The 20,214-nt window shown below is 62.9% G+C and carries 13 protein-coding genes; 8 read left to right on the top strand and 5 right to left on the bottom strand.

Translation table 11 applies throughout. The features are described from left to right. Positions 1 to 4: 4 nt before the first annotated feature. The 4 genes from LC060_RS20450 to LC060_RS20465 all read right to left on the bottom strand — a co-directional run bounded on the left by LC060_RS20450 (position 5) and on the right by LC060_RS20465 (position 9,410). Complete coding sequence (locus LC060_RS20450; protein ID WP_226638552.1) at positions 5 to 1,495, bottom strand: glycosyltransferase family 4 protein; 1,491 nt, start codon at positions 1,493 to 1,495, stop codon at positions 5 to 7. A gap of 63 nt (positions 1,496 to 1,558) precedes the next feature. Further along, on the bottom strand, positions 1,559 to 2,956 hold the full coding sequence (locus LC060_RS20455; protein ID WP_226638553.1) for a hypothetical protein: 1,398 nt from the start codon (positions 2,954 to 2,956) through the stop codon (positions 1,559 to 1,561). Positions 2,957 to 3,204: 248 nt separating this feature from the next. Beyond that, positions 3,205 to 5,145 (bottom strand): HAD-IA family hydrolase, encoded by a 1,941-nt coding sequence (locus LC060_RS20460; RefSeq protein WP_226638554.1) that lies wholly within the window; start codon positions 5,143 to 5,145, stop codon positions 3,205 to 3,207. After that, a complete protein-coding gene (locus LC060_RS20465; RefSeq protein ID WP_226638555.1) occupies positions 5,142 to 9,410 on the bottom strand; it encodes a glycosyltransferase family 2 protein in 4,269 nt (1,422 codons plus the stop codon). The genes LC060_RS20460 and LC060_RS20465 overlap by 4 nt, the downstream gene beginning before the upstream one ends. Between LC060_RS20465 and LC060_RS20470 the strand changes: the two genes are divergently transcribed. The 7 genes from LC060_RS20470 to rfbA all read left to right on the top strand — a co-directional run bounded on the left by LC060_RS20470 (position 9,387) and on the right by rfbA (position 16,089). Further along, positions 9,387 to 10,094, top strand: coding sequence for a hypothetical protein (locus tag LC060_RS20470; protein ID WP_226638556.1), 708 nt, complete (start codon positions 9,387 to 9,389; stop codon positions 10,092 to 10,094). The two genes, LC060_RS20465 and LC060_RS20470, sit on opposite strands and share 24 nt — an antisense overlap. A gap of 530 nt (positions 10,095 to 10,624) precedes the next feature. After that, positions 10,625 to 11,293 (top strand): sulfotransferase family 2 domain-containing protein, encoded by a 669-nt coding sequence (locus LC060_RS20475; RefSeq protein ID WP_226638557.1) that lies wholly within the window; start codon positions 10,625 to 10,627, stop codon positions 11,291 to 11,293. 197 nt (positions 11,294 to 11,490) lie between these two features. Beyond that, positions 11,491 to 12,561, top strand: coding sequence for a glycoside hydrolase family 5 protein (locus LC060_RS20480; RefSeq protein WP_226638558.1), 1,071 nt, complete (start codon positions 11,491 to 11,493; stop codon positions 12,559 to 12,561). 91 nt (positions 12,562 to 12,652) lie between these two features. Beyond that, positions 12,653 to 13,219 carry a dTDP-4-dehydrorhamnose 3,5-epimerase gene (rfbC, locus tag LC060_RS20485; RefSeq protein WP_226638559.1) on the top strand — a complete coding sequence of 189 codons (567 nt, stop codon included), beginning with the start codon at positions 12,653 to 12,655 and terminating at the stop codon, positions 13,217 to 13,219. 4 nt (positions 13,220 to 13,223) lie between these two features. Further along, positions 13,224 to 14,291: a dTDP-glucose 4,6-dehydratase gene (rfbB, locus tag LC060_RS20490; RefSeq protein ID WP_226638560.1), complete on the top strand. Its 1,068-nt coding sequence runs from the start codon at positions 13,224 to 13,226 to the stop codon at positions 14,289 to 14,291. Then, the gene (rfbD, locus tag LC060_RS20495; RefSeq protein ID WP_226638561.1) at positions 14,288 to 15,178 is read left to right on the top strand and encodes a dTDP-4-dehydrorhamnose reductase; all 891 of its coding nucleotides are present in this window, start codon (positions 14,288 to 14,290) and stop codon (positions 15,176 to 15,178) included. The genes rfbB and rfbD overlap by 4 nt, the downstream gene beginning before the upstream one ends. A 47-nt stretch (positions 15,179 to 15,225) precedes the next feature. Further along, positions 15,226 to 16,089, top strand: coding sequence for a glucose-1-phosphate thymidylyltransferase RfbA (gene rfbA / locus LC060_RS20500; protein WP_226638562.1), 864 nt, complete (start codon positions 15,226 to 15,228; stop codon positions 16,087 to 16,089). 87 nt (positions 16,090 to 16,176) lie between these two features. On the opposite strand, the gene LC060_RS20505 is transcribed toward rfbA, so the two are convergent. Beyond that, positions 16,177 to 17,286: a Fic family protein gene (locus LC060_RS20505; RefSeq protein WP_226638563.1), complete on the bottom strand. Its 1,110-nt coding sequence runs from the start codon at positions 17,284 to 17,286 to the stop codon at positions 16,177 to 16,179. 223 nt (positions 17,287 to 17,509) lie between these two features. Here LC060_RS20505 and LC060_RS20510 point away from each other — a divergent pair, with 223 nt between their 5' ends. Further along, the gene (locus LC060_RS20510) at positions 17,510 to 20,203 is read left to right on the top strand and encodes a M1 family metallopeptidase (RefSeq protein WP_226638564.1); all 2,694 of its coding nucleotides are present in this window, start codon (positions 17,510 to 17,512) and stop codon (positions 20,201 to 20,203) included. Positions 20,204 to 20,214: the final 11 nt, after the last annotated feature.

Below are 20,214 nucleotides of genomic sequence, written 5' to 3' on the forward strand. Positions count from 1 at the left end.
AAGCTCACAGGAGCCCGAGGTCCCCTAGTCGCTCGGTCATCGTCCTGCCGACGGCCCGGGCCGAAAGATGCTCGCGGACATACGCGCGCCCGGCCTCGGCTATGTGCGCCGCGCCGCAGGGGTCCGAACTCACGAACCGCATATGCTGTGCGGCATGCTCGACATCGGGCTCGGCCCAGACTTTGCCGTGGCCATAAAGGTACGCGCCAGGCGCAACCGGAACGAGCGTGTAATCGACGAGCAGGCTGTTTGTAGCCTTGGTGAAATCGGTGTTTCCCGAATAATTGGTGGCAATGACCGGTTTGCCGAGCGCCATGGCTTCGGCGGGGCCGCGTCCGAAACCTTCGGAGCGATGGAGCGAAAGGAAGCAATCACAGCAGTTGAGCAGCGCAAGCGACCGGGATCGGCTCATGGTCTCGTTGATGAGGACAATGCGTTTGTCTCCCGCGATACGCGCCACGAGAGACTGCCACTGCGGGTCGTCTTCGTTTCCGTTCATGACCTTGAGGACGAGGCCCGCCGGCTCGTCGCCAGCGGGAAAGGCCTTGTGGAAGGCGGCTACGGCGGCCTGGGGATTTTTCCGTTCCATGAAGGAGAGGAAATCGAAGAGGTAGATGAACAGGTAGGCGTCATCAGGCAGCCCGAAATGTCCCCGTCCCAGGCTTTCGAATTCGGGCAGTTCGACGCATTCCGGCATGAGGGTTACGGGTTTATCCGTAACCTGGGCGATCGCCTCCTGGACAAAGCGGGAGGGTGCCCAGATCTCGTCGACGAATGAGATCATGGGGACCCAGTTCTCGGGAAACTCGCTCAGCTCCCAGGCCCAGAACCCGATATTGTAGCGATCCGCGAAAAAGGGATGGCCGAGATGGGTATAGGCATTGAGCATCTGGTCGGCGTTGACATGGAAGAGATTGGTCGAGAACCGATTGGACCGGACGGTCGGTATCTGCTCGTCCCTGGATTGCTGGCGGCTCGTGACCCCGACCTGGAAATCGACGACGGCAAAGTCATGGGAGGTTTGGGCGAGCGCCTTGGCGCTCATGCGGATGTGCTCACCCAGGCTGAGCAGGCCGTTGGCATACCCGACCAGGTTCACGCCGGGCAGGGCGGGGGCCTTGCCAGGTCCGGAGGTCGTTTCGCGCAGGGCGGGCTGCGCGCCCAGCTTCATGGCCAGTTCCAGCCACAGGCTCCAGCCCCGACGGCGAACCGAGTGCGGCATCCAATGGGTGAGGCGTGCCAGGCGGCTACCTGTGCGCACCAGGCTGTAATAGAGCGGTCCGGGGCGCGGGGAGGGCTTGCCAACCTTCGGAACGGCGTTCGGCAGCAGGTATTCCTGCGCTGCGGCAAAGGCGAACCAGCGCAGAAACCCCTCGCGCCCGGCCTCTTCATTCAGGTCGTACTGCGCCTGCAGGTCCTGGCGGCTGAGCCAGATGATGTGCATCAGGTTGCTGAGGAGCCGCCCATCGGATGTGGGAGGAAACTCAGCAGGCATGAAGAGGGCGTCATTCAGCATGGTGCGATGTAGGGATCGATCCGGGAGGCGGGAGGGGCAGATCTAGAAACGGGCCTGGAAATTCAGGAAGCTCTTCCTCCACTTGCGCCACAGGCGGTAGGGGCGGCTGCGCCCGGCATTGGGAACCGGAGGAACGGCCGCATCGCTCAATCGGGAGTGGCGGTGCCCGGCAATCTGCGCTTGCTGCGTCACGGCCTCATCGAGGCCGTATTCCCGCCCTGCCGTCTGCTCGAACCAGCGCACATAGGCCTTGATGCCGCGCAGTGTGCCAAATGGGAAAGCGGCTTGCAGATCGGGCCTGCTCTCATGCACGTGGAGCATGAGCTCGGTCATTATGAGGCCATCGCGTGACAGGTCCTGCTGCACCGGCTGATTGCAAAGGCGCAAAAGGAAATCACGATCCAGTTCGGCCATGGCTTGCCGGTCGGGATAGAGCTTGCGGTATAGGCTGCGGATCGGCGCGCCGATCTTCAGTCCATTGCGCGTCCCATAGGCGTAGGATCGCGCCTGGTCACTGGCCCAGCCATGGCTTTCCAAGGCGGCGCGGTAGCTTTGAAACAGTGGCTGCAAGGAACCCAGATCCTGCCACTGCAGACGGTTCTGGTGCTTCGAGACCAGCTTGGGCTCGCTGCGGACCAATCCACTGAAATGGAAAAAGACCAGGGGGTGGCCATCGACTTCGAACGTGCCGTTCGGCAGCGCCCTGACCTGGCGGTTGGCCAGGTTCCAATAGGCAACATTGTGACCGGGATGCCGAAGAATGGCGAGCTTTTCCATGAAGCACGGCGCCATGTCGCACCACCGCTGGTCCGTGAACAGGTTGTTCGGGATGTCCGACTGGCCCTGGAAGCGCAGCTTGTGCGACCACCACTTCAGGAAGTCGCGCGCTTCGGCCTTGTTGGAGAAGGCCGCAAAGCCCAGGTTATAGACGCCGGATTTCAGGATCGCGTGATCGTCCGGCATCAAGGCATCTTCAAGAGGGGCCAGCAAATGGGGCGTAAGGACCGCCGAAGCTCCCGTTGCGATCCGATCGTCAACGTCGGCCAGTCTTTCGATCAGCCAGGTGTCCGGGTCCATGTAGATGGCCTGATCGTATCCCTCTTTCTCGAGAAGGTGCAGGAACATGAAAGGCTTCACCGAAGTGTTCAGTTCCATGACATCGTAGCGAAGCGCCATGTCCTGAAACTGATCTATGCCCAGGTCGACCGCGCGCACAACCGTGACGCCCTCGCCAAATCGAGCGGGATCGCCGATCTCTTCATCGACCAGGCAGACAAATGTGTCGCAGTCGGGTTCAACCTCGCGAACCGACGCCATCAGTGTCGTGGCGTAGGCAGAGTAATTATTTGAAATAATTGTAAATATGGCTCTGGATGACATGCCTTCAGCCTGTAGATCGAGTTCCTGGCGTGCCGCGCTCTGGCCGCGAGGATCTGGCAAGGGCGCTATCCATCATGCGCCTTCGCTCCGAAAATATGCTGCGTATCTGCGGAGGCCACCAAGTCATGTCAATAGAGGCGTTCTGCGAAAGTTTGACACGAGGCGAACAGAAAGGTCACGGCCATCAGCAACCGGAATGGGTGCATAAAAAGGCAACAAATTCAGTCCAGTGCTTTCAGGGCTGCAAGGAAGGTAGCGTAACGCCCTGCGAGCCCCCGACCGATCCGGTCGAGGGCTCGGCGCTGAGGTCAGCCCTGCTTGTTGTAGTTCCACAGACGATACCCTTCAGGAGAGAGGTCCGTCAGGGCCGTACTCTTGGCAAGCGCTCCGTAGTTCGCCGAAATCCGCAGCGCGCCAATCTTCGCCACTTCATCGGCGAAGGGCCGGTTGAGAAGCCGACCAAGGCCTGCGAAGGCGGTGGCAGGATCGATCATAGCTGCAATCGGACCCGCGCGGCCGAGAATCTCGTCGACAAAGTCCAGCGCGGCCGTTTGTATGCCTTCGATCGTCGCCGTGTACTGGGCGGCTTCGGCAGGCCGCTCCTCGAACGTGGCGACAACGTGCCCGCTGGGGTCGGCCTGGTAGCCGCAAATCGAGCCATGTCCTGCCGTGTGCAACAATTCCACCAGACTCGGGCTGGCCCGCAGTTCGCGGGACAAGGGGGTGCCGTCGGTCGAGAAGAGGTAGCCCTCCGCGCCGATGGCCTTCATCTCTTCACGCGGCGCGAAAAGGCCGAGGTAGCGGCCCGAAAGATCCTTTCGGTCCAGTATCTTCGTCAGACCGCGCTGCATCGAACCATGCCACCCGATATCCACAAGGCATGGGGAGGACGCTGAGTTCAGGCCCGCCTCGTCGAGGTAGCGGCCCATCAACTCGGCATGGGGGCGGTTCGCCGCGGCAAGAGCATCGCGGCACAGATCGAAGAGCTGCGCGAACTGTGTCTGGCCCTTGGCATCGCCCAGCGCGACGAGTTCGTCCTGATTGCGAAAACCGGCCCTGACGATCTCCTCGGAGAATTCTTCCGGTGTCAGCCCCCATCGCGCAAGCGCATGTGCCGGTGTGAGCTGGTCCCAATTCTGGACGAAAAGGGGTTTGACGCTCGCCACATCCCGGGCCGCCTGGGCGCGATAGATCACCTGACGCGAAACTTCGAGATAGCGGGTGTCCACGCGCTTCCCGAAATGGGCCTGATACGAGTCGAAAGCCCGCTTCATGACCAGGCCGTCACGCGAGCAGAAGTAATGGCTGTCGAAGCCCTGCTTGCCCGCCTCTTCGTAAAGCCAACTGGCCAGGCCGAGCAGCAGTGGCCCCAATGCGAGACGCCCGACCCGCTCGATGAGGGGAAGCTGGTTGGGCTTCTTCGAGACCAGCCCATGACCGAACGCATCGTCGCAGACCTTGGCCATCATGGCGCTTTGCAAGCGTGGTGCGGGTCGGGAATCGGCCAGGCGCAGGTGCCAGGAGAGAGGACCGGCAGGGTTGTTGATCCTCAGGTGGTGGATATTGGCCTGGAGGGCGCGAGAGCCATCGGACCAGGCATTGTCGCCCACGTGCAGGACACGTGTCGGATCGCTGCCGATGGTCTCGAGGACGTGCCCGTAAAGGGTGCCCTTGTGCTTGGTCAGACCAATTTCGCTGGAGACGAACAGCGCATGTTCGAGGGAATAGCCCGCCTTTTCCAGGGCTTTGGCCAGCATGGAGGCGGGAGCATAGAAATCCGAGACGAAAATGATGGTCTTGGCTTGGGCCACCGCCCAGTTGTAGAACTGCTGTACGCTTTCGATCGGTTCCAGGTGTTCGAGTTCGACTTCGATCTCGAGATCGCGCAAGCGCTCGAGCAGGGGCCGGGGCAAGGGCAGGTACCCCAGTGTGGGGGCGAGACCGCCGAGCGTCGCGTAGATTTCGTCGAGACGCACTTCATCGCCGCCCTGGCCGATTGCGCGGTTGCGTGCGTCACGCTCTGCGCGCACCCGCAAGGTTGCGAAATCGAACGGCTCCAGGCCGGTTTCGGCCTGGGAGCGCCGGCCGATCTCGTGGAAGATGTCGACCGGACGGAACGTGGCCTTCCGGCGCAGCAAGGTCTCGAACACATCGAAGGAGATGACATCGAAGTCGGAAGCAAGCTGCCTGGCCGGATCGTCGATGTCCAATCCGATTTCCGGTTGGTCGGATAGTGCGTGCAAGCTCATTTCGACCGGCTTTCCTGCGACGAACTGAGCAGCATCTTTTCCATGTATTTCATATGCTCGCGATTGTCGTTCATGAGCTTCTCAACCCAATGGAGATGCTGTTTGAACTCATCCATGCGGTCTTCGACACTTTTCCGGAAATCGCCCATGAGCAGGACATCCCCGTTCGAGATCTCACCCGAGTTCAGCGACGAGCGAAGATGCTGGTTCATGAATTTCGCGCGCAATATGCGATGGATGTCACGCTGGGCGACAACCGTGTTGGCATAGCCGTTGCTCGTCCCCGCCGCGCGGTGGTGGTAGTAGGCAAGGGGTTCCTGGATCACCTCGATCTGGAATCTCTCGGCCACACGAAGGTGGAAATCCCAGTCGCCCAGGACCGGAAGTTCGCCATTGAACTGGCCGATGGCGTCCATGACCGACCTGCGGAACAGGAACGAGATGGGGGGGAACTGGTTTTCGAGCGCGAGCTTGGACAATTCGATCGCTTCGAACTTCTTGAACGGAAACCGCTCGCGCTCGATTGTCCTGTCGTTGTCGATTTCCTCGATGACGACCGTCGCATGGGTGACCACGCCGCCCACACTGGGATCCGCGGTGTCGAGAAGGCGAATGGTTCGCTCCAGGAATTCGGGAGCCCAGGCATCGTCGTCGTCGTGAATCGAGACGAATTCACTCGCCGTATTTGTGAGACCGGCGTTGGAGGCATTTTCCATGCCTGTAGGAGCCGGATTGCTGATGATCTGGGCGCGTCCTTGCAAGGCGTGCTTGCGCGCATCGACGAGAGCCTGGACGGGGCGGGGATCGCCGCCGTCGTTGACGATGACCAGTGTCCAGTCCGAAAAGGTCTGGTTGATGACGCTGTCGATCGCTCGCTGGAGCAGGACGGGACGATCCTTGGTCCGCATGACCACGGCGGCCCGGCCAAAGCCGATGCGGTTGGCCGGTTTCAGCCCGGTCCGGGGCTGGGCGCTGATCGGCCTGGCCGGTTCGTCCCAGCGTTCGACCAGTCCCTGGGCCAGCTGGACCGCGCGATAGGCACCATCGGGCATCGCCGCGCGAAAGCCCCGAATGTTCCGGAGCAAATCGAACTCTACCGACTCGCGCCCGCGGAGCATGCTCGTTTCAGCTTCGCGATACCAGAACAAGGGGCGGGTGAGGAGTTCATGCCCGAGCCCCAGTGACGCGGCCCTGGAATAGAATTCCCAATCCTCATGGCCGCGGCCATAGTCCTCAGTAAACCCACCGATCTTCTCGAAGCCCTCACGGGTGACCAGCATGTTGGCATCGCCAAAGCAATTCGTGAGCATGCCTCCGGCGACATCGGCCCCCAGCGGTGCGCCGATGCGGCGCGGCACGTCGAGGCCGGGGTCGATGGCATCAAGGGCATCGAAGAGGGCGAAGCGGGAGGTGACGATGGCGGCGCCGGTCTCTCGCTGCACGCGCAGGAATTCCCGGATCATCATCGGGTGCGCCAGGTTGTCATCATCCATGAAGATGATGAACTCGCCCTTCGCCTCGCGCGCGGCCGTATTGCGGGCGGCGCCCAGATAGCGGTTGCTCTGGCGAACGATCCGACCGTTCTTGTCCTTCAAGGACGTCTCGATCTGCGCGAGTTCGTCCGCGATCCCGGCAAGGCTGCTGCCGTCATCAACGACAATGAATTCCAGGTTGGGGTAATTGCAGGCTTCCACCGAAGCGATCGTCTGGCGCAGAAGCGTGGGTCGGTTGAAGTGGCTGATGCAGACACTGACAAGCGGGGGCAAGGCCGCGTCATCGGGGGGGGACGCGGGGGGCGTGTTGGTCTCCGTCTGCTCCTGGACGGCGAGCAGGCTTGCCAGGCTTGCCGCTGCGGGCTGGCCGCTCCGGTCCTGCGGGACGTATTCTGCGCGCACGAGCCGTTCGATGTCCTGCGCAAGCGCCGAGGGATTGCCGGCATCGAACGCACTGGCACCAAAGGGCGTCATGCCCGCGCGCACGCACAGTTGCTCCCAGCAGGTGCCCGCAAGTTCCGGAACCGCGACATGGTATGCCTTGGCGAACCGGGCAATGACCCGGCGATAACCGTCCCAGGTCAAGTTGGGATGGATGCGGAGTTGGAACGGCCACTTGCGCGCGCGGTCGCGCAGGAATTCAACGCCGCCGCGCTCGCGCACCAGGTCGTCCGGGCCGATGATAGCAATGTTGAGGGCGTCGGCTCCGACCGCGGCGTTGCGGGCGACGCGATCAAGAGCGTCGCAGAAGAGGCGAAGCTGGTTGCGTGTCCGCAAGGGTCCGGCGAAAACCAGCCAGAGGCCCTGGGCGAGGGTATCGGCCGCCAGCTTGGTGGGTTCGGCGTTTGCGGTCAGGTCCGTGACGAGGGGCGTGACCTGCTTGCCAAGAAGCTCGGTTGCGCGCCTGGCGGCGCTGGAGTTGGCCGCGATGACCCGTGTCGCCCCCTTGAGGGCGCGGCGTTCCAGCGCTTCCTCGAAGATGGCTTCGGGCTGATCGAGCAACTGATCGTTGTCGAGGATGTCAGCGATGCTCAGATTCTCGCAGAGGACCACAACTTCGGTGTCCCCGGGAAGGAGGCCCTGGCGCAGCGAATCTGCGCAATAGGCGGTCACGCCCTGCCGACTGGTCGCGAAGATCTTGCGGAACCGATTGGCCTTTATCCAGATGTCGAGATTGTAGGCGGCCAGCGAGGCGTCGTAGGCATTCGAAGGCAGCGGGGGGGCGGGAATGCGCACGAATTCGGCGTGTTCCAGGGCAACCTGCCCGGCCTTGCCAACCAGATCCTCGACAATGGCGCTGCAACTCTCCTCGTTTGCGCCGGGCGAGGCTCCGATGTGCGGGAGGGCGATGGTGATCGGGTCTTGGCATGCCTGGGCCGAGGCCACCGCCAGAAACAGCAAGGAGCGCGCTTCTTCGCGTGCGCGCGCACTTTCTCCGGGAGAGGGCAGAAGGAAGCACAGGCCTTCCCGGTCGACACCCGCGCTGCCGAGCGTGAAGGGGCGCTGCTGTTCGATGAGCGTTATGGGGTAGGTGAAAAGTTCGTCACCGTCGAGTTCGACATGAACGGTGAGCTCGGCACCGGCGGGTGCGTTCAACTCGAAACGGAAGCCGTGGTGCGGGGGCATCATTCCGTTCGATGCCAGCGCCGGCGAAAATTCATCCGCGGGTCCGGAGGCGAGGATTTCGCGCCCCCGCCTGACCGTCACGTTGGCGACCGAGCCCGGTGCCCAGGGGGCGACAACCCAGCCCGCAAGGCACTTGCCAGGCAGGGCTTCAAAGTCGGACAGGACCTGACTTCGGGGGTCCCCCGCCTGAAAGAAGATGGGCCTTTCCGGCAAGAGGCCATCGGTTCCGGCAATCCGGATCTGGGCCTTGTGAAGCTTGCCGTCGAGCCATCGGTTCGAGATGGCAGCCGAGAATGTCCAGAGGCGACTGTCGTGGTCCTCCTTGTAGGGGGAGGCGTCTTCGTTGTCTTCGGCCCGCTTGAGGGCAATGCCTTGGACGGGGCGGCCATCGAGGAGCAGTTCGGCGACGAGGCTGGCGCTCTTGGGGCCTGCCTGGCGAATGCTTCCGTGCAGGACGTTGTCCTTCACGTCGAGTTCCACGTCGTAGTGGCGAAAGGCCAGTGTCCGCTCGATCCCGTCTGCAGGGTTGGGGCCCGCTCCGATCGTCACCCGATAGTCGCCGTCCTCCAGTTCGGGGTCTTCGATGAAATGGTCAAACGCGGCGCATCTCTCGTTGCCCAGCGTGGCAATTTCCTGGCCATCGAAGGCCAGGTGGAAGGGCGCATCGGGTGTCTTGGCACGCACGACGAAACCGCGGATGCGATCCGAATTGAAGCGATCAAGGCAAAGCGCAAGCTGCTGGGAGGAGGAAATCTCGAACGGGAATTCTCGGGCCAGGACGGTCTGGTGTTGGATCTGCACTTCGAGGAGGAGCGACGCGGTCTCCTCGCCCATCGCTTCGCTGACCGCAGACCAGATCGCTTCGGGGGGCAGTTGGTAGTCGAATTCACCGTCGGGGCCGGTCGTCCCCGAGTGCACCGTTTTTCCGTTCAGGGTGATGGCAAGATCGAAGGTTCCTGCTGCGCCGTTCTCGATCCACGAGGTGCCCGAAACTCCTGCCGGCGAACACGTGCAAATGTCCGCGCAGACTTTGGCGAAAGTGCGCGCACCAAGCTCCAGAAAGACACCGCCATCCGTTTCACAACTCAGCGCAAGTTGGTGCGGCAGGCCGTCCTTGATCGCATGGGGCACGCCAATCGCGAACATGTGGTTGCCATCGCCCTTGCCCGCATCGCGCAAGTCCTCCCGGAATTCGGAGGCCTGCGCCGAGGCAATAACCTTGCCGCCTTCGAGCAGTTCGATCCGGAGCCGGCGACCTGGTTCGGTGCGGGAGACGGCCCAACCACGAATTTCGTTCAGATCGATCACATCAATGCTGTAATCGATCCTGGCCTTTCCGCGGCCTGGCGATTGGGCGTTCGGGCCGCTCTCGTCTTCGATGGCGAAGTGGGCTTCGAAGCCGTTCGTGCATTTCAAGGTGATGTCATGACCGGGCAGCAGATTGTGCTGGCCATCCAGGGCGATATGGAAACCGTGGTCACCCTTGCCCTTGCCAACAAGCTTGAGATCTTCGCGGAACATGTCCGCGCGGGCCGAGCCGATCAGCTTGCCATCCTGAAACAATTCCATTTCAAGGTGTTCGTCGGGCTGACCTTGGTCCCAGATCCATCCGGATATGACTTTGTCATCGGCGCGATCGATATTGTACTGGACGGCGGTGCGATGTCCTGCCTTTCGCTTGCCTCCCGCTGTGCGGGCGGCGCCAAATCCGAACAGGGTATCAATCTTTTTCATCGAAATTCTCATTTGGTAAGGCGTTGCCGAAGGCAGGCAGTGAGGCGGGGCAAGCGGAAGATTCCAAGTAGCGTGGGCATTGCGTCCCTGAGATGAAATTTCGTCAATGTCAGTGCGGAGGCTGGCGGTCGTTTCTGGGAGGGGAAGGTAACTCTTTGGTCGATCAAGGCAATGGCTTGCGCACTTTTCTCCTCCGGTTGCATCGGCGTTTCACCAGAACGGCGCGCCACCGCCTTGATGAGGGGTAGCGTTGTAGCATCGCGTCGACAAATCGTTTGTGTTCATTAAGTTGGGTAGATCAGCTGGAGAGGGCGTGGATGTCCGGGGGGCACGGCCTGTTCCAAAGGCAGGGGGCCTTGATGCAGCTGGCGGGCGCGGTTCGCGTGCGCCTTTTTAGGCGTTTGTCTCACTTTTGAACCGGCCGTCGGAAAGGGCGTACACCTGAATGCGAAAGCGATCTTCGCTTGAGCCCGTACTGGCCTTGTGATTGGTAAGGATTTCAGAAGTCTGGCGGGCGTTGCCAAGGGCTGCAATCGGCCGCATAACGGGCCGGTACTCCTGCGGCCGCAAGCGTATGCGATGCCGCTGCGTCTCGAATGCTGAAGCTATTTTTGGAATAATAAAGTATGCCAGTCAATATTCTCAACAATAAGATTTCCTATTTTCCTGTTCCGAAGACGGCCTGCACTTCGATAAAGTATCTCTTCTATTACGTTGAGAATGGCAAAGATTTTGAAATGACGGAAGTAAATGGGGAGGTGCAACATATACACAACTCCATGTACCCGACGGAATATTTCCAGGTCGTTGATCAGAAAGCTCTCGTGGGGTCGACGCGGATTGCGGTAATTCGTGATCCGGTCGCCCGGATGCTGTCTGCTTTCAGCAATCGCGTAGGCTTCCACAAGGAGTTGTCCGAGGACCGGATCGACATGGAAATGGCTCGGAAGCTAGAGGTGCATCCCAACCCTTCTCCAGACCACTTTTTCAACAATATCGAGAAATTTCGAGCTCTGTCGCCTTCGATCAAGCATCATACGGATATGACGTCGGCATTTCTCGGCTATGATCTTAGTTACTATCACAAGATCTACACGATCAATGAACTCGATGAGCTTGTGGATTTCCTGCAGGGTGAGACGGGCATGGATCTCAAGATGGGACGCGAGCAGACTGGAGGGGCCAAGCTGGCTTTCTCCGACCTTCTCCCGCGCGCGCGCAAGAACCTTCTGCAATATTGCTATGGTGACTACGCTCTGATGCGGGGCTACTATTTGCCGCCGAAGGTTTATTGACCTGCGCGAAAACTGAAGTCTTCGTGCGCGATAGGGTCGGGGCGCCTTGCGTGCAGGCGCCCTCTTGCAGGTGATATGCTGGGCAAACCTTGCGCGATCCACCGGGCACAGGAGGCGCGCGGCAGGACCGTGTCCACGGATGGTATGCGGCTAGGCTGCAGAGCATTTTTTCGGGCGCGGATTGGCGCCGTACTGCGTTGGGTGCACATGAGGATCGTGAAATGAGGTCTTACCGCAAGCTGGCCCGAACAGGCGCACGAAGCCTTTGCATGCTGGGTCTTGTCTGCCTTTCCGGTGGTCCCGCAGGCGCAGGCGCACGAGAGAGCAGAGCGGCTGCCTCGGCTCAAGCCGAGGAGGTTCTTTCCCGCCAGGTGGGTCCATGCATCAACATTGGCGACAAGCTGGATGCGCGCCATGAAGGCGACCTTGCGCCACCTGCGACGGACAAGGATTTCACCGATATCGCCGCAGTTGGTTTCAAGACAGTGCGTCTGCCGGTCATGTGGAGTGCCCATCAGGGCGGCGCGCCGGACTACATGATCGACCCGGCGTTCATGCAAAGGGTAGTCGACGTGGTCGATGCCGCATTGGCGGCCGATCTGCGTGTCATTCTCGATGTCCATCATTTCCATGAGGCCATGCGCGATCCGGCAGGAAGCCGGACGCAGTTCCTTGCGACGTGGACGCAGATTTCGGATCAGTTCGCAGGAGCCCCCCCGCAACTCTGGTTCGAACTTCTCAATGAGCCGCAAGGCAAGCTGACCAACAGGAACATCCCGGCACTCTATGCCCCCGCCATCGATCTGATACGCCAGAAACACCCGGATCGCGTCATCGTGATCGGCGGAGGCTGGTGGAGCAGCGTCGGCCAGTTGAAGACCATTCCCCTCTTCAAGGATCCCGACCTTGTCTACACGTTCCACTACTACGACCCGGTCGCCTTCTCGCAGCAGGGCGCCCCGACCAAGAAGCCGGTGCCGATCGGGGCAACTTTCGGGACGCCTGAGGACTATGCGCACCTGAAGGCAAGCGCCGAGGCGGCGCGGGCCTTTGTGCGGCGAACGGGCAAGCCTTTGTTCCTCGGTGAGTTCGGGGCCTATGGCGTCATCCCGCAGGAGCAGCGCGTGACGTATTACAAGGCAGTGCACGATGCGTTCGAGAATGTCGGGATCGACAGCTGCGCGTGGGGCTACGATAATTCCTATCCGATCCGTGATCCCAAGACGCGTCGGTGGAGCAAGCCGATGTTGCGCGCCTTGGGTCTTTGAGATCTGATTTCGGGGCCGGGGCGGTGTGCGATCCGCCGCCAAAATGCAAAATGCCCTAGGTCTGAGGATGCAGGTCCGCTAGGAAACTTTCATGGAAATCCAGCAATGTGCCATCGAAGGCGTGGCCATAATCACCCCGCGCCAAATTGGCGATGAGCGAGGCTATTTCGCCGAAACGTTCCGGGCCGATCTCTTTGCCGCCTCCTGCGGCGATGCCGTTTTCGTCCAGGATAACGAATCGCTCAGCGCAAAGGCCGGTACGATACGCGGCCTCCACTTCCAGAGCGCGCCGCACGTCCAGGGCAAGCTCGTGCGCTGCACGGCGGGATCGCTCTTCGACGTGGCGGTGGACATTCGGGTGGGCTCGCCCACTTATGGCCAGTGGGTGGGAGAGACGCTGAGCCCGCAGAACGGCAAGCAGCTGTGGGTTCCGCCCGGCTTTGCCCACGGCTTCTGTTCGCTCGAGCCCGACACGGTCATCTGCTACAAGGTCACCGGCTACTACAGCGCCGAATGCGACAAGGGCCTCGCCTTCGATGACCCCGAGATCGCCATTGCCTGGCCCGACGTGGCCGACCGTGAGACGCTCTCGGGCAAGGACCGGGTGCAGCCTTCGCTGGCGCAACTGCCCACCTATTTCCAGTACGAAGGGGCCTGATCCCATGCGTGTGATCGTGACCGGCGGCGCTGGCTTCATCGGCTCGGCGCTGGTGCGCCATCTCGTGCTCGACAAGGGCTACGAGGTTCTCACCATCGATGCCCTGACTTACGCGGGCTGCGAGGCTTCGCTTAAGGCAGTCGAAGGCAACGCACGGCACCGTTTCCTGAAAGCCGATATCCGCGACCGCGCGGCGATGGACGCGGCCATCGGCGAATTTCAGCCCCAGCGCATCATGCACCTTGCGGCCGAGAGCCATGTCGATCGCTCGATCACCGAGGCTGCCGACTTCATCCACACCAACGTGGTGGGCACCTTCACGCTTCTGGAAGCGGCGCGAACCTACTGGAACACGCTGGAAGGCAAAGCCAAGGAGGCCTTCCGCTTTCTGCATGTGTCGACCGACGAGGTCTACGGTTCGCTGGGCGAAGAAGGGCTCTTCACCGAGACCACGCCCTACGATCCCAGTTCGCCCTATTCGGCGTCCAAGGCGGCCTCGGACCACCTCGCCAAGGCCTGGAAGCGTACCTACGGCCTGCCGGTGGTGGTGTCGAACTGCTCGAACAACTACGGCCCCTACCACTTTCCCGAAAAGCTGATCCCGCTCACGATCCTGAACGCGCTCGCGGGCAAACCGCTGCCGGTCTACGGCAAGGGCGAAAACGTGCGCGACTGGCTCTTCGTCGAGGATCACGCCCGCGCCCTCGACCTCATTGTCGCCACGGGCCGGGTGGGTGAGACCTACAACGTGGGCGGGCGCAACGAGCGGCGCAACATCGATGTCGTGCGCACGATCTGCCGCGAACTTGACCGACTGGTGCCCACCGATACTCCGCGCGAATCCTTGATCACGTTCGTGGCCGACCGTCCCGGACACGACGCGCGCTATGCGATCGATGCGACCAGGCTGGAGGACGAACTGGGCTGGAAAGCGCAGGAAAACTTCGACAGCGGCATTGCCCGGACGGTGCGCTGGTACCTCGAGAACGAGTGGTGGTGGGCCCCCTTGCGCGCTCGCTACGACGGCGAGCGCCTCGGCCTGAGCCCGAACGAAAGCAAGCAGACAGCATGAAGATCGCAGTCACCGGCAGGACCGGACAGGTCGTGACCAGCCTGATCGAACGGGCCTCTGTGCGCGGGCATGAGATCCTTGCGCTCGGGCGGCCGGAACTGGACCTCACCGACACGGCCTCCATCGCAGCGGCGCTGGAAGCCGCCGCTGCCGACGTGATCGTGTCGGCGGCGGCCTATACGGCGGTCGACAAGGCCGAGAGCGAGCCCGACCTGGCCGACACCGTCAACGCGCGCGGGGCAGGGGCCATTGCGGCGGTGGCCGAAACGCTGGGTGTGCCGTTGGTCCACCTCTCCACCGATTACGTCTTCGACGGTACGGGGGAACGTGCCTGGACCGAGGACGATCCGACCGGTCCGACGGGCGTTTACGGCGCCTCGAAACTCGCCGGCGAGCAGGCGGTGCTCGCCGCACATGCGGGCAACAGCGCGATCCTGCGCACGGCCTGGGTCTACAGCCCCTTCGGCGCCAACTTCGTGAAGACGATGCTTCGTCTTGCCGAAACCCGCGATACGCTGGGCGTGGTGGGCGACCAGCGCGGCAATCCGACGAGCGCGCTCGATATTGCCGAGGGCGTCCTCCAGGTGGCCGAGAACCTCGTGGGCAACAGCGATCCGGCCTTGCGCGGTGTGTTTCACATGACAGCTGCGGGCGAGGCCAGTTGGGCCGAATTCGCCGAGGCTATTTTCGCTGCCAGCGCGCGCCATGGTGGGCCCGCGGCACACGTGAATGCCATCACCACGGCCGACTACCCCACGCCTGCACGCCGTCCTGCCAATTCACGGCTCGACTGCGGCAAGCTCGCGCGGACCCATGGCGTGGCCTTGCCCGCCTGGCGCGATGCGCTTGGGCCCATCGTCGTCCGGCTTCTGGCCGAGGCTGATTGAGCGGGCTCTGGATTATAGAAAATGACCAAGTTCGGGAAGGTTACCCCATGAAAGGCATCATTCTGGCTGGAGGCTCCGGCTCGCGTCTCTACCCGATGACACTGGCGTCCTCGAAGCAGATCATGCCGATCTATGACAAGCCGATGATCTACTATCCGCTGAGCACGCTGATGCTGGCGGGTATCCGCGAAGTGCTGATCATCTCGACCCCGCGCGACCTGCCCGCCTTTCGCGAACTGCTGGGCGACGGTTCGCAGTGGGGCATGACGCTGGAATACGCCGAACAGCCGAGCCCCGACGGGCTGGCGCAGGCCTATGTCATTGGGGCCGACTTCATTGCGGGGCAGCCCTCTGCGCTGATCCTGGGCGACAATATCTTCTACGGCCACGGCCTGCCCGAGATCATGACCAAGGCACAGGAAAAGACGGTCGGCGCCAGCGTATTTGCCTATCATGTGACCGACCCCGAACGCTACGGCGTGGTCGATTTCGATACCGAGATGCGGGCGCTTTCAATCGAAGAAAAGCCTGCCGAGCCCAAGAGCAACTGGGCGGTGACAGGCCTCTACTTCTACGATGCCCAAGTCGTCGACATCGCGGCCAACCTGACGCCTTCGGCGCGCGGCGAACTTGAAATCACTGACGTCAACAAGGCCTACCTCGAGCGCGGCGAGCTTTCGGTCGCGATCATGGGGCGCGGTTACGCCTGGCTCGACACCGGCACACCCGACAGTCTGCTGGATGCCGCCGATTTCGTGCGGGTGCTGGAAAAGCGGCAGGGCTTCAAGATCGCGGCACCTGAGGAAATCGCGTTCCGCAAGGGCTTCATCGGCGCGGTGGAGCTGGAAGCGGCAATCGCGAAACTCGGCAAGTCGGACTATGGCCACTACTTGAAGAACCTGCTGCGCTGACGCGCGCGGCGGGGGCGGCCAGGGAATGTGAACGGCCCGAGCAAGGCATGGCCCTTATTTAACATAAGAAATATTATCGCCTTAAGGTTAGGGGCCGCCGAGTGCCAGATAATAGCGGGTGTAGCGCAGTTCCCCTTCCCGGCGCAGCGCACCCAGTGCGACAAGTTCGGCGAGGTCGCGGGTCGCGGTGGCCGAGAGTGCGCCCGTGATCGTGCGGTAGTTCGCCGCGCTCAGCCCCCCGTCGAAGCCGTCGGGTCCTTGCGCGAACATGCGCAGCAAGGCCTTCTCCTGCCGTTCGTTGATTGCGCCGCGCAGGCGGTCGAACAGGCGCGTCTTGGCGATCAGGAAGGTGACGTGCTCCCGGCTTCGTGCCTGTGCGGCAAGCGCCGTGTCGGCAAACCAGGCCAGCCAGGCATCCACCGCGTTGGAGCGGCTCGCGCGGTGCAACTCCTCGTAATAGGCCTTGCGGCGGCGCTGGATGGTTTCGGCAAGCGCGGTAATGGCGGGGGCATCGAGCGACTGCGCCAGCGCCTTCTCCGCAAGCGCCCGGCCGATACGGCCATTGCCGTCCTCGAAGGGGTGGATCGTTTCGAACCAGAGATGGACGAGCCCAGCGCGCACCAATGCCCCCTTGCGCGTGGGGCCTGCGGGGGCGGTCTCGTTGAACCAGGCGATTAGCCGGTCCATCTCGCCGGGAACCTGCGCGGAAGGCGGCGCCTCGAAATGGACCCTGGGGGCATGCAGCGCGCCCGAGACGATCTGCATCGGGTCGGCATGGCTACGGTAGCTGCCGATGGCGTCGAGGTCGCGCCGTCCGTTCATCAGCATGGCGTGCCAGCGCAGCAGCATCGCTTCGCTCAGCGGTTCGGCATAGGTGCGGTAGAGGTCCGCCATGAGCTCGGCGGCCCCGGCCTCGGCTGCATTGGCCCGGCGGGTGTCGGCCTTGATGCCCAGATGCCGGGCCACCGAGGACTGCACGCTCGCCCGGTCGAGCACTTCGCCTTCGATGGCCGAGCTGTCGACTGCCTCCTGCGCTATCATCGCGATGGTCAGTTGCTCGCGCTCCTGCGGGGCGAGATGGGTCATGGCTCCCACAACCACCCCGGCCCCTTTGAGGAAGCGGTCCTCCGCCTCGCGCAGCGCGGCGGGATCGTACGTGAAGTCGGGCCAGTCGGGCTGTTGCCAGTTCCAGTGCATGATCGAAGGAATGCTCTTCTATAGATCATCATTCAAGCAAATATGATCTATAGCCTGGCGGTTATCGATCATCGAGCCCGATGCCCGGCCCCGAAATGCCCGTGACTTGAAGGGCGTGAGTAAGGTCCTTCCGCAAGCACGCAATCTTCGGGACTGGAAACGAATGAAAATTCCCTTTACCCTCCTGCCGCCCCCTTCCCCCGCATGCCAGGAGACATCATTCATGCGTCGCAAACTTCGCGCAGGCGTTACCACGGCGGCGGCCGTTCTTGCCTTCATGCTCTGCCAGAACGCTTCGGCCCGCGATGTTGCGATGCCCTCGATCTCGGCCGAGAACGCGAAGCTCGCGCCGCTGCCCGAGACGATCCCGAGCAGCCTGCCGCGCAGCGCGCGCCCGCTGCATTACACGATCCAACTGGTACCAGACGCGGCCTCGCTTTCCTTCGGCGCGAGCGTGGGCATCGATCTCCAGGTGTTCGAGGCGACGCCCTCGCTCACGCTCAACGGCAACGGGCTGACCGTCACCGCAGCCACCCTCCTCCCCGAAGGCGGCGGCGCGCCGATCACGCTGACGCCGAGCGCCGATGCCGAGGCGCAGACCCTCACCTTCGCTGCGCCTGAGACGATTGCCGCCGGGCGCTACCGCCTTGATATCGCCTATACCGGCCCTATCGGAACGCAGGCGGCAGGGCTTTTCGCGCTCGACTACCCCGATCCTGCTACCGGCAAGGACGTGCGCGGCCTCTTCACCCAGTTCGAGGCGCCGGATGCGCGCCGCTTCGTGCCCAGCTTCGATGAACCCAGCTACAAGGCGACCTTCGATCTGAGCGCCGTGGTGCCCACAAGCGACATGGCCATCGGCAACATGCCGGTTGCCAGGAGCGAGGACCTGGGCAACGGTACCAAGCGCGTGACTTTCGAAACCACGCCGCGCATGAGCAGCTACCTGCTCTTCTTTGCCAGCGGCGATTTTGAACGCTCGGCGATCACGGCGGCCGACGGGGTCGAGACCGGCATTGTCGGGCCCACGGGCACCGGCGCGCAGATGACCTACGCGCGCGACTCGATGGCCGAACTGCTCCCCTACTTCGACGACTACTTCGGCGTGCGCTTCCCCCTGCCCAAGCTCGACAACGTCGCCGCGCCGGGTGCCTCGCAGTTCTTCAGCGCGATGGAGAACTGGGGCGCGATCATGACCTTCCAGCGCCTCCTCCTGCTTGATCCCAAGCTGACCAGCCCCGGGCTCAAGCAGGGCATCTACAGCGTCGAGGCGCACGAGATGGCGCACCAGTGGTTCGGCGATCTCGTCACCATGGGATGGTGGGACGACCTGTGGCTGAACGAGGGCTTTGCCAGCTGGATGGCGGCCAAGGCGACCGACCACTTCAACCCGAAGTGGAACTGGCTCCTGGGCCAGATCGACGGGCGCGAGGGCGCGATGTCGCAGGACGCGCTCGCCACCACGCACCCGGTCGTCCAGCACGTGCGCACCGTCGCGGAAATGGAGCAGGCCTTCGACGGGATCACCTACCAGAAGGGCCAGGCGGTCATCACCATGCTCGAACACTACGCCGGGCCGGACACCTGGCGCGATGGCCTGCGCCGCTACATGAAGGCGCATGCCTTCGCGAACACGCAGAGCAAGGATCTGTGGAGCGCTATTGAACAGGCCGGCGGCACGGACATCAACCGCATCGCCCAGGCCTTCACCACGCAACCCGGGGTTCCGCTGGTGCGGGTGACTTCAGCGACATGCGCGGCGGGCAAGACCACGCTCGAGCTCGCCCAGGGCGAATTCTCGCTTGAGGATACCAGCGGCACGAGCGCGCAGACCTGGCCGATCCCGCTGCTCCTGAGCGCGGGCGAAGGCGAGCCGGTGCAGCACCTGATGACCGGCAAGACCGACCGGGTGACGATCGCAGGCTGCGGCCCGGCTCTCGTCAACTCGGGGCAGCTGGGATATTACCGCACGCTTTATGGCGCACAGGCTCTGGGCGGTGTTCTGGACGGCTTTGCAGGCCTGTCGGCCATCGACCAGTACGGCCTCGTGCGCGACAATCTCGCGCTTGCGATGGCGGGCTACCAGGACCTTGCGGTGGGCATGGACTTCATCGCGGCGGTTCCGGCCGACAGCGATCCGGTGCTGGCGGGCAATGTCGCCAGCCTCTATGCCGCGCTCCATGAAATCCTCGAGGAGGACGGCGCCAAGGCGCAGCTGCGCGACCTGGCTTCGGCGACCTACGGGCCGCGCCTGGCCGCGCTTGGCTTCGAGGCGCGCGAGGGCGAGGACCTGACCGATACCGCGCTTCGCTCCGAACTCATCCGCGACCTTGGCGGCATGGGCGATCCGGCTGTCGTAACAGAGGCGCGCAGCCGCTTCCAGGCGCTTGCCACCAATCCCGATGCCCTTGACGGTCCGCTCAAGTCGACCTGGCTGGCCGTGGCCGCCGCGAACGCCTCGCCCGAGGATTGGGACCTGATGAAGTCGCTCGCCGAAAAGGCAAATTCCATCGTCGAGCGGCAGCTGTACTACGCCGCGCTTGGCGAGGCGAAGGATGAGGCCCTGGCGCAAAGGACGCTGGACCTTGCCATTTCGGGCACGCCCGATGCCACCAGCGGCGCGCAGATGATCGTGGCCGTGGCCGGGCTGCACCCCGACCTCGCCTGGAGCTTCGTGCGCGGCCATGAAGACGCGGTCGAAACGCTGGTCTCCAGCTCGGGCCGTGCGCGCTTCCAGGCGCGTCTGGTGCGCGCCAGCACCAATCCCGAGATGGTCGGCACACTGGAGGACTACATCGCCGGGATCCCGGCGGATCAGGCCAAGCCGGTGAGCGAGGCGCTTGCCCGCCTCAAGGTGCGCCTGCGCGACCGTCCGCGCCAGCGCGCCCAGATCGCGGCCTGGCTCCAGGCCCGTTAAGAGCGATCCGC

This window comes from Novosphingobium profundi, from assembly GCF_020524485.1.
In the GTDB taxonomy this organism is placed as follows: domain Bacteria; phylum Pseudomonadota; class Alphaproteobacteria; order Sphingomonadales; family Sphingomonadaceae; genus Novosphingobium; species Novosphingobium profundi_A.

Bases quoted from the DNA above. Each gene is read 5' to 3' on its own strand.
- LC060_RS20505 (WP_226638563.1), bottom strand. From the start codon at position 17,286: ATGCACTGGAACTGGCAACAGCCCGACTGGCCCGACTTCACGTACGAT.
- LC060_RS20510 (WP_226638564.1), top strand. From the start codon at position 17,510: ATGCGTCGCAAACTTCGCGCAGGCGTTACCACGGCGGCGGCCGTTCTT.
- rfbB (WP_226638560.1), top strand. From the start codon at position 13,224: ATGCGTGTGATCGTGACCGGCGGCGCTGGCTTCATCGGCTCGGCGCTG.
- LC060_RS20460 (WP_226638554.1), bottom strand. From the start codon at position 5,145: ATGAGCTTGCACGCACTATCCGACCAACCGGAAATCGGATTGGACATC.
- LC060_RS20475 (WP_226638557.1), top strand. From the start codon at position 10,625: ATGCCAGTCAATATTCTCAACAATAAGATTTCCTATTTTCCTGTTCCG.
- rfbA (WP_226638562.1), top strand. From the start codon at position 15,226: ATGAAAGGCATCATTCTGGCTGGAGGCTCCGGCTCGCGTCTCTACCCG.
- LC060_RS20470 (WP_226638556.1), top strand. From the start codon at position 9,387: ATGGGGCACGCCAATCGCGAACATGTGGTTGCCATCGCCCTTGCCCGC.
- LC060_RS20465 (WP_226638555.1), bottom strand. From the start codon at position 9,410: ATGTTCGCGATTGGCGTGCCCCATGCGATCAAGGACGGCCTGCCGCAC.
- rfbD (WP_226638561.1), top strand. From the start codon at position 14,288: ATGAAGATCGCAGTCACCGGCAGGACCGGACAGGTCGTGACCAGCCTG.
- LC060_RS20450 (WP_226638552.1), bottom strand. From the start codon at position 1,495: ATGCCTGCTGAGTTTCCTCCCACATCCGATGGGCGGCTCCTCAGCAAC.
- rfbC (WP_226638559.1), top strand. From the start codon at position 12,653: ATGGAAATCCAGCAATGTGCCATCGAAGGCGTGGCCATAATCACCCCG.